Raw genomic sequence first — 14,337 nt, forward strand, 5'->3', positions numbered from 1 at the left:
TCCGAACGTCGGTGGCCTGCCGCACCCGCGGCGGGATGCCAACGCTACCGACGCCGGCGCAAAACCGCTGGCGCCAAAGACCGCCGGTGCATCCCGACCATCGAGTGCTCCACTGGACAATCCTGTGGCCAATCGAAACACGGGACGGCCACGTCAGGCGAGCACCACGCCTCGGCCTACCGATAAGCCGCTGGATTGAGCGCGGCGAGTCGGCCGCCTGAAATCATGACGGTTTCCCGCCTCCGCGAACCGATGCCAAGTCAGCCACGGCGGTGAGAAGGTCAGCTTCGCTCGCCGGTTTGGGGATAAATTTGCAGTTTCGGAAGGGCCCGGGAACGTCACGCGGCCCAAATCCGGTCATGAACGCGAAGGGGGTGCCGCGAGCCAGCAGCTTTTCCGCGACCGGCAGGCTCGTTTCGCCGTTCAATTGAATGTCCAGCAACGCTAAGTCGACCTGGTTCGCATCGACGAGCCCAAGCGCCGCGGCAACCGACGAAACCGGGCCAACCACCTGATAGTTCGCCATCCGCAAGCGAGACGCAGTTTCTTCCGCGATCAGCCATTCGTCCTCGACGACCAGAACGCGTGCGCCCTTGCTCACGATGTCTCCTTGCCGTTGGCCGGAAAAGCCAGGTGAACGCTGAGACCGTCCCTTTCAAAAGCAGTCTCGACGTGGCCGCCGAGCCTGTAACCGATCTCTCCCTGCAGCAGGGTCAGACCAAAGCCGTTGTTCGAGGGCGCTTTGACGGCAGGCCCGTCCTTCTCTCGCCAGCCAAACGTGAAACTGTCGTGCTCGATCGACCACTGCACGTCGACCTTGCCGTCGGCTTTTGACAAAGCGCCGTATTTGGCGGCGTTGGTGGCCAGTTCATGGACGGCCATACTGAGGGAAAGCCCCTGTTGCGGGCCAAGTTTTACATCCTCGCCGTGAAGTTCGATGCGCTCGATGCCGAAAGGTTCGAGTTCCTGCTGGAGTAGTTCCCTAACAGAGGCTTCCTTCCACCTCTCCCGGGTCAGCAGCCCATAGGCCCGCGACATGGCATGCAGGCGGCCGATCAACGCATCGGCGAAATCATCCTTTGTAGAGGAACTTTCCCGCGTGCGGCTGGCAATGCTGGCAATTACCGCCAGCATGTTCTTGACCCGATGGTTGAGTTCCGAGATGAGCACCTGCTGATGCTCTTCCGCCTGTGCCAGCGTGGTGACATCGACAAGGGTCACCACCACGCCCTGGATTCGGTTGCCCTTGTCCCGGTAAGGATTGATGCGGACCATATGAAAAAGGCCCCTGGCATCGCGCGCAAGGTGGTGGTTCAGGACCTCGCCCGTCTCGAACACCTTGTCGATATGCTGCTTCAACTCGGGATAGTCGAGCTGGCTCGACAGATCCGTCAGCGGCCGGCCGACATCGGAGGGGCGCAGGCTGAAAAAGGATGACGCCGCCGGCGTGAAGGTGCGGACCACAAGGTTCCGATCGAGGAAAATGGTCGCGATGTCCGTGCTTTCGAACAGATTGCGCAGGTCGCCATTGGCATGATCGAGCTCTTCAATCTTGGCCGTCAATTCGGCGTTGATCGTGTTGAGCTCTTCGTTGAGCGACTGCATCTCCTCCTTTGAGGCTTCAAGTTCCTCATTGGTCGATTGCGCCTCCTCATTGACGGAGACGAGCTCCTCGTTCGAGGACTTCACTTCTTCGAGCGCGGTCTCGTATTCCTCGATAGTCGATTGCAGGCGTTCCCTGGTATCGCGCAGTTCCCGCTCAAGATCGGCGGTATTATCGCTGTCATGGCTGCCGCCTTCTTCGTCAGAGCGGGCCAGCGTCGGGCCGGACGGCTCGAAGAGAACAAGGTAAAGGGGTTCGCCATTGCCGCGTTCGGCGAGCGGCTCGATCGTCAGCCTGATCGGCTGAACCCGTTCGTCATCTTCCTCCACGGCGAGGTTTTCCCGCACCACTGTGCGGCGCGTTGTCGTCGCTTCGCGCAAAGCAGCGCGCAGGTCCAGCCGCAGCCCACGCCGTGCCATCGTCAGCAACTGCCGGCTGGGGATTCCCTGCGGCGCCTCGAGATATCTTCCGGTCCTGCCCGAATAGTAGACGACATCGCCCTCGGCGTTGACCAGGACGTGCGGTGGCGCGAACCGTTCCAGCACCTGCGCTTCTACCGCCTGCCGTAGGGGATAGCCGACAAGCCCCTTCTTCGTGCCAGCGCTTTCGGGTGGAAAGACATTGGAATGGCTTTCCCCGATCAGGCCCGGCAGTCTGATGTGCGGCGAGGCATGCTCCCGCGCCTGGAATATCCGGTGTTTCTTGTCGACGGTTGCGAACAGATTGTCGTGCTGCCCGACGCTTTCAGAGGTGCCGAGGAAAAGATAGCCGCCGGGCTTCAGCGCGTAGTGGAAGACAGGGATGACACGGTTTTGGATGGTCGGGCCGAAGTAAATCAGCAGATTGCGGCAGGAAACCAGGTCCATCCGTGAGAAGGGTGGATCGCGAATGACGCTGTGCGGCGAGAAGATGCACAGTTCACGGATCTCATTGCTGATGATGTAGCTTTCGCCATCGCCGTTGAAAAACCGTTGTTTGCGTTCCGGAGAAAGACCTTGCAGCAAGGCTTCCGGATAGCGTGCCGCCCGCGCCACCGCCAGCGCCGGCTCGTCTATGTCGGTGGCGAATATCTGGACGCGCGGAACGGCCGTCAGCGTCCCCATGTGTTCACGCAGCAGAATGCCAATGGAGAACACCTCCTCGCCGGTGGCGCAGCCAGGAACCCAGACCCTGACGGTATCGCTGGCGGTCTTGCCTTCGAAAAGTTGCGGTATGATCTTTCGCTCGAGCAATTCGAACGCATCGGGATCGCGAAAGAAGTTGGTGACATTGATCAAGAGGTCGCGAAACAGGTTCATTACCTCGCGAGCATCCTTCTTCAGCCAGTCGATATAGGCGCTGATGGAATGGACCTGGGCGATCTGCATGCGCCGCTTCACACGGCGCAGGAATGTCTTGGTCTTGTAGCCCGAGAAATCGTGGCCGGAGTGGCTGCGCAAGATCCCGTATATCTGTTCTCGCACCTTATCGATGTCGGCCGTATGGTCGCCATCTTCGTCCGCCAGCCCGTCCAGCGTGTCGAAGCCGCGGGCGAAAGCTTCCAGCTTCGCACCGATCTCCTCGGCGGGCACGGCGACGTCGACGAGCCCGCTGGCAATGGCGCTCTGCGGCATATCGGGATTGCGCGGCCCGTAGCCGTCCGCCGCTTGCGCGACGGTAAACCCACCCCGCTCCTTGATCGCTTTGGCGCCCAATGTTCCATCGGAGTCGCCGCCGGACAGTATAACGCCAACGGCATATTCGGCTTGGTCTTCAGCCAGTGCGCTGAAAAATATATCGATCGGCTTTCGCTGCTGCGTAAGTCCATTGGGCCGGCGCAGGCGCAGCACACCCTTTTCAATGGCCAATGTCACGTTTTGCGGCATCACATAGACGTGGTCGAGTTCAACGGCCATCCCGTCCTCGGCCACCATCACTGACATTTCGGTGTAGCGGCTGATGACCTCGTGCAACAGGCTTTCCCGCTTGGGGCTGAGATGCGTGATGATGACGAAAGCCATGCCAGGCTGGCTGGTCACGCCTTTGAACAAACCCTCCATCGCGGGGATGCCACCCGCGGACGCGCCGACGCCGACGATGGGAAACCTTTTCGGCTGGGCTGTCACGGCACGTCCCCCTTTCGCCTGGTCCGACATCCTCAAAGGTCGGATCAGACAGGACATAACCATATAGCGCGCAAATAGGATGGAACAAGTCGCCCCCAATGACGTTGAGCGCCGTATCCATGGCGGGCTCAATGACAAAACGCTCTTCTGATATAAGGCTCCTCGCCCCAACGGTGTCTAGGGCTTCAGAACCACCAGGCTGCTCCGACGCAGGGCCCGTCCCGGATCGCATTCTGGTGCTTGCGAAACGATTGCAGGCCGCCTTGGACGACCGAACTCTGGAAGAAAATTCGGAGCAGCCTAAACTCCGTTTGAGGAAAGGATGACGACGTGCGCGATCTGCGCGGGCTGCGTATCCTGATTGTCGAAGACGAATGGACGATTGCCGGAGATCTTGCACGGTTCTTCAGCAATATGGGCGCTATCGTTCTTGGGCCTGCAGCGACCGTGGAACAGGCTTCCAAACACACCGAGGCGGCTGAAGCCGCGATCCTCGATGTCAACCTCAACGGCAGCAGGGTGTTTCCGATAGCGGACGAACTGATGCGCCGCGGAGTGCCTTTCGTATTCTTCAGTGGTGACAACCACATCGCCATTCCCGATCATCTGCGCTACGCCAGCAATTTGCGGAAGTCCTCAGGAAACCAGGCCGTTTTCAATGCCCTCTTTCCGCAGGCACCCGGGCGGCCCGGCCCCATGCTGGACACCTCCGACGACGTGTTCGCGCTTTTGCCCAAACTGCGACTTGCGGCGCGTCTCTTGCTGGGAGATGTCGATGCGTCCGACCGGCTCGTCGAAAAGACGCTCGAGCAGGCGATCCGGGATGTCGATCGCAGACAGCTTGGACAGTCCACCGAAAACTGGCTCAACGGGATCATGCGAGAGGTGGCTAAAACCCGCGGCGCAAAACTCATGCATTAGTTTGCCCCTCCAACGGAAGTTCAGCCAAGGCCCGCCGCGATCGCCCACCGCGCCGTAAACTGGCCGGTGTAATTCCTACCGCTAAAAGCTCGCCGGTCCTGGTCAATCGTCGCGGCCCTGGTTCAGCGGCCGAAGCAACTGGGCTCTCAATTGTTCCACCGCATCTGAAGAAATTTACCTGAGATTCAGTTCAGGCAAATGAGCCCACTGGACGTGCGGCATCAGCGCTTCTGATTGCGCTCGACGAACTTGTTGAAACGGCTGGCTTGTCCGTCGCCGGTCTTGGCTTGATAGAGAAAGGCCAGATCGTTCTCGTCGAATATCCGAAAGAACTCGTCCCATTCGATGGGCTCGAATGCTTCCTCGGGGTCGCCGAAGTCGATCCGCAGAATGCCGCCCTCGCCTTTGGTGCGCACCACGGCCGGCCGCCCATCCCTCTCCTCGGCCCATTTGCGGATTTCGTCGTGATTGGTGGTCGTTTGCGACTGGGACATTGAAAAACTCCTTTGATCGTCGGCGTTGCCAACCTCGGACAGCGCAGTCCTGTCGGGCGCCCTAACAGCACAAGGGCAGCAATGTTCCGGCACCGCGCCCTGATCCCGATGTGCCGCGTTTCGAACGCAGCCGGGCCAAAGGAACTTTGTTGAAGCGCAGGGAACAAACCTTTTGCCGAAAAGTTCGGGGCGCCAAGGTTACTTGTCTGAGGAGTCATCGTGAAACGCATATTGGTTACGGGAGGCTGTGGCTTCATCGGCAGGCATGTCGCCCAGGAACTGATCGAGCAGGATCATTCGGTTCGCATCCTCGATGCGCTGCTGGAGCAGGTGCATGCAGGAGAGGCGGTCGCGCTTCCCGCCGGGGCCGAGCTAATCAAGGGCGACGTCCGCGACCGGGAGGCAGTCGCCAAGGCGTTGGAAGGCGTCGATGCGGTCATTCATTTGGCGGCGGAAGTCGGCGTCGGACAGTCAATGTACGAGATCGCGCGCTATGTCGGCACCAACGACCTCGGCACCGCGACGCTGCTGGAGGCGCTGATCAAACACCCGGTCGAACGCATTGTCGTCGCCTCTTCGATGAGCGTCTATGGCGAGGGCCTCTACGCCACACCGGATGGCCGGCGTGTCGACAATGCCCGGCGCAAGGCGAGCGACATCAGGAGCGGGCAATGGAACCCGCTGTCGCCACAGGGAGAACCCCTCTCGCCGCTGCCCACCGACGAAGAAAAGCCGGTCGATCTCGCCTCTATCTATGCGCTGACAAAATACGCCCAGGAACGCGCCGTGCTGATCTTCGGCGAAGCCTATGGCATCGATGCGGTCGCGCTGCGCCTGTTCAACGTCTTCGGTGCCGGTCAGGCGTTGTCGAATCCCTATACCGGCGTGCTGGCCAACTTCGCTTCGCGTCTCGCCAACGGCCAACGGCCAATGATCTTCGAGGATGGCGAACAAAAGCGCGATTTCGTCCATGTGCAGGACGTCGCCCGCGCCTTTCGCCTTGCTCTGCAGCAACGCCAGGCAAAAGGTCACGTCATCAACATCGGCAGCGGCCGAGCCTATGCAATCAGCGACGTAGCGCGAATGCTGGCCGAAGCCATGGGAACGCCGAAGCGTTCGCCAGAGCTGCTCGGCAAAGCCCGCTCTGGCGATATCCGCAACTGCTTCGCCGATATTTCCAAGGCCCGCGAACTGCTCGGTTTCGAGCCAGTGCGGCAACTGGAGAATTCGCTCGGCGATTTCGTCTCCTGGGTGCGCAACACGTCCGCCGTCGACCGCGGCGCCGACATGAAACGCGAACTTGAAGAACGCGGGCTGGTATCATGAACACACGCAATGGACGCGACGCGCCGGTCGCCATCGTCGGCGGCAGCGGCTTCATAGGATCGAACCTGGCCGACAGCCTGTTGTCGGACGGCGAGCCAGTGCTGGTGATCGACAATCTCAGCCGTCCGGGCGTCGAGCAGAACCTTGAATGGCTGGCGCAGAAACACGGCAGTCGCCTCACGGTGGAGACCATCGACGTGCGGGACGCCAACGCCCTGGCGCGTGTCTTGACGCATTCAAAGGCAATCTTCCATCTGGCCGCGCAGACCGCCGTCACCACAAGCCTGGTCCAGCCGGGAGAGGATTTCGACATCAACCTTCGGGGAACGTTCAATGTGCTGGAGGCGGCACGGCTAAGCGGTGGGGCTGTCCCGGTGGTCTTCGCCAGCACCAACAAGGTGTATGGCAGCCTTCCCGACGTCGCGGTTCGCAAGGATGGAGATCGTTACCTGCCTTGCGACGGCCTCATTCAAGCGAATGGCATCGACGAGACGCGCGGCCTGGATTTCTGCACGCCCTATGGCTGCTCCAAAGGCGCTGCCGACCAGTATGTGCTCGACTACGCCAAATCCTACGGCTTGCCGACGGCGGTGCTGCGGATGAGCTGTATCTATGGACCGCGCCAGTTCGGAACCGAGGACCAGGGCTGGGTCGCGCACTTCCTGCTGAGTGCGCTCACGGGACGTCCAATCACCATTTACGGCGACGGCAGACAAGTGCGCGACATCCTGCATGTCGCCGATGCGGTCGCCGCCTACAGGGCCGTTCTCGACCGCATCGACACGATCAAGGGCCAGGCATTCAATCTTGGCGGCGGCCCGGAAAATGCGCTCAGCCTGCGCATGTTGTTGAGCGAAATCCGTAACCTGACCGGCCATGAGCTTTCGATCCGCCATGATGGCGAACGCACCGGCGACCAGCCCTTCTTCGTCGCCGACACCCGTAAAATCAAAGCCACGCTCGGCTGGAAAGCCCATATTTCATGGCGCGAAGGCATTCGCGATCTCGCGGACTGGCTGCAACGCCACCGGCTCGAGCCTCGCCCCGAAGCCGTGAGGTACGTCGCATGAAGATCACCCTGGTGAACCCGTTCTGGACGTATGACGACAGCATCTACTTCGGCTGCCGCCAACCCCATCTGCCGCTGGAACTCGGCTATTCGAAATCCGTGCTCGAAAAAGCCGGGCATGAGGTGCTGATGCTGGATGGGCAGTTGCAGAAGCTCGACAATTCCAGCCTCTGCGACCGCGTGGCTGATTTCGCGCCGGCAATGACGGTCGTCAGCACCGCGCCCACTTATCTGTTCTGGCGCTGCGCGCCGCCGGAGTTGCGCGTGCCGGCCGATTTCCTCAATCGCCTCGACGGGCGCGGCGGACGCACGGTCGCGGTCGGGCCGCATGGCTCGGCCACGCCGGCGCCAACCTTGCGCAAGCTCGGCGTCGACATCGTCGTGCGCGGCGAATGCGAAGAAGTCGTCGAGCAGCTTGCCCGGTACGACGATTGGAGCACGATACCATCGACCGCTTATCTGCGGGATGCCGAGGTGGTTTCGAACGGCGGCATCCACGCGAGTTCGTTTGTCGACCATCCGCCACTAGAATGGCCATCGGATTGGATCGCAGCCCATTCGCACCATCATCACCGGTTCGATGACAATCAGACTGGGTTCGGCGCGGAGGTCGAAGCGTCACGCGGCTGCCCCTACAATTGCAGCTTCTGCGCCAAGATGGATTTCCGCGATGCCTATCGCCGCCGAAACCACGACGCGGTGGTCGCGGAAATCGATCGGCTGATTGCCCAGGGTGTCGGCTACATCTACTTCATCGATGAAATCTTCCTGCCGCAAAAAGCCCTGCTGGAAGCGTTGATCGATCGCGACGTGAAATTCGGCGTGCAGACCCGCATCGACCTGTGGAAGCCCGAACTGCTGGAATTGCTGGGCGCGGCCGGCTGCGTCTCCATCGAAGCCGGCCTCGAAAGCCTGACGGTGGAAGGCCGGGCCATGCTGGCGAAGCGTTGCCGGCTGGGCACCGAGGAACTCGCCGCGCTGCTCGTCAATGCCAGACGCCACGTTCCCTTCGTCCAGGCCAATCTGATCGGCGTGGTCGAGGATGATCCTGCCCTGGTCGACCACTGGCGAACCCACCTGATCGACAATGGCGTGTGGGCCAATGAACCCGTGCCGCTTTATCCATATCCGAGTTCGCCCAGCTATCGCGAGCTTTGGGGCGAACCTGACGACCTCGCCTGGGAGCGCGCCCATGATCACTATCTCGCATCATTCCAGAAGTTCAGCGACATCCAGGAAAGGCGCCCGCGTCCGCTGGCAGAACTGGAGGCGACATGTTGCGGACATTGACGCCGCGCTCGCGGCGCATCCTGATGACGGTCGATGCCGTGGGCGGCGTCTGGCGCTATGCGCTTGACCTGGCCAGCGAACTTGTCAACGGCGGCGATAGCGTGGTGCTTGCCGGCCTCGGTCCACCGCCGTCCAGGCAGCAGGCCGACGAGGCAGAGGCTTTCACCACGCTGATCTGGCTGAACACGCCGCCGGATTGGATGACCCGCGATGGCGGTGATCTCGACGCGCTGCCGCGGGAGCTGCATGCGCCGATGCGCGACCACGCGATCGACCTTGTCCATTTCAACGCGCCGACGCAGGCAGCGGGATTCCACGCGCCGTGCCCGGTCGTGGTGGTCTCCCATTCCTGCGTGACGACATGGTTCCATGCCGTCAGAGGACAGGCGTTGGACAGCGCATGGGCCTGGCAGAAGGAGCGCAACAGGCGCGGCATGGATCGGGCCGACGCAGTCATCGCGCCGAGCCGCAGCCATGCCGACATGCTCGAGACATGCTATGGCCCGATCGCGCGCCTGACGGTGGTCGGAAACGGTGCCCGTCCGGTGCCGAAGACCGAAAAACGCCAACCGCTCGTCTTTGCCGCCGCCCGCTGGTGGGACGAGGGCAAGAATGCGGCGGTGGTCGACCAGGCGGCTTCGCTGACGCGATGGCCGGTCTTCGCCGCCGGTTCGATGCACGGCCCGAACGGCGACCATGTCAGCTTCAGCCATGCTGTTCCTCTCGGAGCAGTGCCCTCCGACGAGGTGCGCTCGTTGATGGCGCGCGCGGGCATTTTCGTATCGCCATCAATCTACGAGCCATTCGGCCTGGCCGCGCTGGAAGCGGCCATGTCGGCTACGCCCCTGGTGCTTTCCGATATCGCAACCTATCGCGAATTGTGGGGCGAGGCCGCGATGTTCTTTGATGCACGCGATCCGCACGATCTCGCTGCCTGCCTCAATCACCTCTCGAGTGATGCTGCGCTCAGGCGAGAGCTCGGCCAGGCGGCCATCCGACGCAGCCGCAGGTTTAGTCTGGCCAAGCAGGCGGCGGCCATGCGCGGCGTCTATGACAAAGCGGCCCTGGCGATGGCGGAGCGCTGAACATGCGCTTTGTGTTCTACACCCACTCGGTCGTCTCCGACTGGAACCACGGCAATGCCCATTTCCTGCGCGGCGTCATGCGAGAACTGGTCGCGCGCCGGCATCAGGCGATCGCGCTGGAGCCGGCGGATGGCTGGAGCCGATCGAATCTGCTGACCGAGCAGGGATCCTTTGCCATCGAACGCTTCCGCAAGGATTTCCCCGAACTCATGCCTGTGACTTACGATGCCGGGTTTGACCACGAAGCCTGGATCGCCGAGGCCGACGTTGTAATCGTCCATGAGTGGACGGATCCGGAGCTTGTTGCACGCATCGGCCGTGCCCGGGCCGCTGGCGGCAAGTTCGTCCTTCTGTTCCATGACACCCATCACCGGGCGGTGTCGGCAACCGAGACAATCTCGGCGCTCCGGCTGGAGCACTATGACGGTGTTCTGGCCTTCGGCGAAGCCTTGCGCGAGAGCTATCTGCGTGCGGGCTGGGGCAAGCGCGTCTTCACCTGGCATGAAGCCGCCGACGATCGCCTGTTCAAGCCGCACCCGGAGATCCACTCCACGTCCGATCTGGTCTGGATCGGAAACTGGGGCGATGATGAGCGGACCGCCGAACTCAAGGAATTTCTGGTCGGGCCGGTGCACGATCTTGGCCTCGATGCCGCTGTTCACGGCGTACGCTACCCCAAGACGGCACTTGCGGATCTGGCTGCCGCCGGACTTCGCTATGAGGGATGGATCGCCAATGCCGACGTGCCGAAGGCGTTCGCCGCGCATCGTGTCACAGTCCACATCCCACGGCGCCCCTATCGCGAGGGTCTGCCCGGAATTCCGACGATCCGCATGTTCGAGGCACTCGCCTGCGGCATTCCGCTGGTTTCAGCGCCATGGTCCGACGTCGAGCAGCTGTTCAGGCCCGGTGTCGACTTTCTGTTTGCCGAGAATGGCTCGAAAATGCGGCAACAGCTGCGGACCGTGTTGGCCGATGAGGACTTTGCGGCCTCCCTTGTGACCTCGGGCCTCGAGACTATCCGCTCCCGACATACTTGCCGCCACCGCGTCGAGCAGTTGTTCGACGTGCTTGCGGAATGCACGAACCAACACACCGTCGTCCCGACCGCCGCAAAGGAAGCAGTCGCATGAAGATCGCATTTTATGGATCGAGCCTTTTGTCGTCCTACTGGAACGGTGCCGCGACCTACTATCGCGGTTTGCTCAAGGCACTTTCGCAATTGGGTTACGAGATCACTTTCTACGAACCCGACGTCTACGACCGGCAGAAGAACCGCGACATCGAGCCGCCCGACTGGTGCGCTGTCGTCGTTTATGAAGCGACCCCGCATGCGTTGAAGCAGGTCGCGGCACGCGCCGCCGGCGCCGACATCGTCGTCAAGGCGAGCGGCGTCGGTTTCGAGGACGAGACGCTGCTGCGCGCCGTTCTCGACCACGCCCGCAGCGACGCGCTCGTCGTATTCTGGGATGTGGACGCTCCGGCAACTCTTGCTCAATTGCGCGACGAACCGGACCATCCGCTCCATCGCGCGCTGCACGAAATCGACCTGGTGTTGACCTATGGGGGCGGCGATCCCGTCGTTTGGGCTTACCGGGCCATGGGAGCTCAGGAATGCGTGCCAATCTACAATGCGCTCGATCCCGAAACGCACCATCCGGTCGCCGGTCATACGCGTTTTGCTTGCGATCTGGCGTTTCTCGGAAACAGGCTTCCGGACCGCGAGGCGCGTGTCGAAGCGTTTTTCCTCGAACCCGCCAACCGTTTGCCCGGGCAACGTTTTCTGCTCGGCGGATCAGGCTGGGGCGACAAGCCGCTGCCGGCCAATGTCGACTGGCTCGGCCATGTCGGTACCCGCGACCACAACGCCTTCAACGTCACACCCAAGGCGGTGCTGAACATCAGCCGCGACAGCATGGCCGTAAACGGTTTTTCACCGGCCACGCGCGTCTTCGAGGCGGCCGGCGCCGGCGCCTGCCTCATCACGGATGCATGGCTGGGCGTGGAACTGTTCCTGAAACCAGACGAGGAGATCCTGGTGGCCCGCGGCGGCGGCGATGTCGCCGAGATCATGCGCTCCCTGAAACCCGGGCGGGCCAAGGCAATCGGCCAGGCCGCACTTCGCCGCGTGCTGGCGGACCATACCTACGCGCAGCGGGCGGCCGTGGCGGATGCCGTCTTCAAACGTCATTTCGAACATGGGACCGTGGAGGCAGCGGAATGACCAAGCAACTGGACATCGTCTTTCTCGGCCTGTCGCTGTCCTCGTCCTGGGGAAATGGCCACGCCACGACTTTTCGGGGCCTGCTGAAAGGCCTGCACGAACTCGGTCACCGCGTGACTTTTCTGGAGCGCGACGTGCCGTGGTACGCCAACCACCGCGATCTGCGCGATCCGGATTTCTGCGCCCTGCGCTACTACGAGACCACCGCGGACTTGCAACGCGGTTACGGACAGTGCCTGGAGCAGGCCGACATCATCGTCATCGGATCCTTCGTTCCAGAAGGACGCTCGGTCATCGACATCGTCGCCTCTATTTGCAGGGGGCAGCTCTGCTTCTACGACATCGACACACCTGTGACCCTGGCAAAGCTTTCGGCAGACGATTGCGATTATTTGAGCTGGCGGCAAATTCCGTATTTCGATGTCTATTTCTCCTTCACCGGCGGGCCAACGCTCGACCATCTGGCGCAAGATTTCGGCGCGCGCCATGCCGAACCGCTCTATTGTTCGGTCGATCCGGTACGCCATCACCGGACTGGCGATCCGATCTGCTGGGATCTCGGCTATCTCGGCACCTACAGCGCCGATCGGCAGGCAACGCTGAACGCTCTGCTGCTCGAGCCCGCACGGCATATGCCGAACCGCCGTTTCGTCGTGGCCGGCTCCCAATATCCATCCGACATCATCTGGCCGGACAATGTCGAGCGCATCGAACACTTGCCACCGGCCGATCATGCCGCGTTCTACAGCCGTCAGCGCTACACGCTTAATGTCACACGGAGTTCCATGATCGCGGCGGGATGGTCGCCCAGCGTGCGCCTGTTCGAAGCGGCGGCTTGCGGCACGCCCATCATCAGCGATGGCTGGCCGGGGCTCGACAGCTTCTTTCCCGCATCGGCGATCCACACCGCCGCGGGGACGGACGATGTGGTCGAAATCCTCTTCGGCGAGTCCGAGCGCGCACGCCTCGCCATGGCTGACCGGGCCCGCGAACTCGTCCTCGCGGCCCACACCGGCGCGGCCAGGGCCCGCGAATTCGTGGCGGCGCTGACCCAGCCGAGAGCGGCAGCCCTCGACCTCGACATCGGAAGTGCAGCATGACCGGCAGACAGGAGAAAACGGCGATGCGACAAACAAGAAACGCGCGAAGGGCAAAGACAGTGCTTGTTGCCGGCGGTGCGGGATTCCTCGGTTCGCATCTTTGCGAAGCATTGCTCCGCAGTGGCTGGCGCGTGATCTGCGTCGACAATTTTCTGACCGGACGAATGGAGAACATCATCTCGATCATGGACCAGCCGGGCTTCAGGCTAATCGAGCAGGATATCTGCCGGCCATTGGATTTCGGCGAGCCCGTGGATCGCATCTTCAACCTGGCCTGCGCTGCCTCACCGCCGCGTTATCAGGCAGACCCGATACACACCACGCGAACCTGCGTGATCGGAACGCTCAACCTGCTCGAACTCGCCGTCCGTAAGGACGCGCGACTGCTGCAGGCCTCGACGAGCGAAGTGTATGGCGATCCCGAACAGCACCCGCAGAGGGAGGACTATGTCGGGCATGTGAACTGCACGGGCCCACGTGCCTGCTACGACGAGGGCAAGCGTACCGCCGAAACGCTTTGCTTCGATTATCTAAGAGCCGGCAAGGCCGACGTCCGCGTCGCGCGCATCTTCAACACCTACGGTCCGAGAATGGATCCGGCGGACGGCCGCATCGTCTCGAATTTGATCATGCAGGCGCTCGAGAAACGTCCGCTGACGATATTCGGCGACGGCCTGCAGACGCGATCTTTCTGCTATGTCTCCGACCTGATCGACGGATTGATGCGCATGATGGATGTCGATCCCAATCCCGGCAAGCCGGTCAACCTGGGTAATCCCGGAGAATTCACCATCGTGCGACTGGCGGCATTGGTAAAGACGATGACCGGCACCAAATCGGATTTGAGATTTCTGCCGCTGCCGCAAGACGACCCTCGGCGCAGGCAACCCGATATCTCGCGTGCAAAAGCGCTGCTCGGCTGGACGCCGAAGGTCCCCCTCAATGAAGGGCTTAAGCTGACGATCAATTACTTCGCGGAGCTCGAAGGCAGCCGCATCGGCGATCAAATGACAGGCCTTGCCAAAAGTGCGAGGCCCGCATCAGGCGGGCTGCAGAATCTTCCTGCATGATGCGGCGCTGGACCTCACAAGATCGGGCGGAACATCCGCCCGATCTTGTG

12 protein-coding genes are annotated in these 14,337 nt (G+C 61.8%); 9 read left to right on the forward strand and 3 right to left on the reverse strand.

Annotated elements, in window-relative coordinates:
- Positions 1-223: 223 nt before the first annotated feature.
- Positions 224-601, reverse strand: coding sequence for a response regulator (locus X741_RS140825; protein WP_023780168.1), 378 nt, complete (start codon positions 599-601; stop codon positions 224-226).
- Positions 598-3,738 (reverse strand): CheR family methyltransferase, encoded by a 3,141-nt coding sequence (locus tag X741_RS140820; protein WP_023780169.1) that lies wholly within the window; start codon positions 3,736-3,738, stop codon positions 598-600. Before X741_RS140820 ends, X741_RS140825 begins: the two co-directional genes overlap by 4 nt.
- Before the next feature lie 300 nt (positions 3,739-4,038).
- On the opposite strand from X741_RS140820, the gene X741_RS140815 reads away from it, so the two are divergent.
- On the forward strand, positions 4,039-4,629 hold the full coding sequence (locus X741_RS140815; RefSeq protein WP_023780170.1) for a response regulator: 591 nt from the start codon (positions 4,039-4,041) through the stop codon (positions 4,627-4,629).
- Positions 4,630-4,850: 221 nt separating this feature from the next.
- On the opposite strand, the gene X741_RS140810 is transcribed toward X741_RS140815, so the two are convergent.
- The gene (locus tag X741_RS140810; protein WP_023780171.1) at positions 4,851-5,123 is read right to left on the reverse strand and encodes a hypothetical protein; all 273 of its coding nucleotides are present in this window, start codon (positions 5,121-5,123) and stop codon (positions 4,851-4,853) included.
- 219 nt (positions 5,124-5,342) lie between these two features.
- On the opposite strand from X741_RS140810, the gene X741_RS140805 reads away from it, so the two are divergent.
- The 8 genes from X741_RS140805 to X741_RS140770 are packed head-to-tail and all read left to right on the forward strand — an operon-like array spanning position 5,343 to position 14,287.
- Entirely contained in the window at positions 5,343-6,449 is a 1,107-nt protein-coding gene (locus X741_RS140805) for an SDR family NAD(P)-dependent oxidoreductase (protein ID WP_031250526.1), read from the forward strand.
- Positions 6,446-7,519, forward strand: a complete 1,074-nt coding sequence (locus X741_RS140800) for an NAD-dependent epimerase/dehydratase family protein (protein ID WP_023780173.1) — start codon at positions 6,446-6,448, stop codon at positions 7,517-7,519. The genes X741_RS140805 and X741_RS140800 overlap by 4 nt, the downstream gene beginning before the upstream one ends.
- Complete coding sequence (locus tag X741_RS140795) at positions 7,516-8,808, forward strand: TIGR04295 family B12-binding domain-containing radical SAM protein (protein ID WP_023780174.1); 1,293 nt, start codon at positions 7,516-7,518, stop codon at positions 8,806-8,808. Before X741_RS140800 ends, X741_RS140795 begins: the two co-directional genes overlap by 4 nt.
- A complete protein-coding gene (locus tag X741_RS140790; RefSeq protein ID WP_032928306.1) occupies positions 8,793-9,893 on the forward strand; it encodes a glycosyltransferase family 4 protein in 1,101 nt (366 codons plus the stop codon). The genes X741_RS140795 and X741_RS140790 overlap by 16 nt, the downstream gene beginning before the upstream one ends.
- A gap of 2 nt (positions 9,894-9,895) precedes the next feature.
- Positions 9,896-11,026 carry a glycosyltransferase gene (locus X741_RS140785; protein ID WP_023780176.1) on the forward strand — a complete coding sequence of 377 codons (1,131 nt, stop codon included), beginning with the start codon at positions 9,896-9,898 and terminating at the stop codon, positions 11,024-11,026.
- Entirely contained in the window at positions 11,023-12,117 is a 1,095-nt protein-coding gene (locus tag X741_RS140780; RefSeq protein ID WP_023780177.1) for a glycosyltransferase, read from the forward strand. Before X741_RS140785 ends, X741_RS140780 begins: the two co-directional genes overlap by 4 nt.
- Entirely contained in the window at positions 12,114-13,217 is a 1,104-nt protein-coding gene (locus X741_RS140775) for a glycosyltransferase (protein WP_023780178.1), read from the forward strand. Before X741_RS140780 ends, X741_RS140775 begins: the two co-directional genes overlap by 4 nt.
- Positions 13,218-13,240: 23 nt before the next feature.
- Entirely contained in the window at positions 13,241-14,287 is a 1,047-nt protein-coding gene (locus X741_RS140770; RefSeq protein ID WP_031250530.1) for a UDP-glucuronic acid decarboxylase family protein, read from the forward strand.
- The last annotated feature ends 50 nt before the right edge of the window (positions 14,288-14,337 follow it).

This window comes from Mesorhizobium sp. LNHC221B00 (assembly GCF_000502935.1).
Taxonomy (GTDB): domain Bacteria; phylum Pseudomonadota; class Alphaproteobacteria; order Rhizobiales; family Rhizobiaceae; genus Mesorhizobium; species Mesorhizobium opportunistum.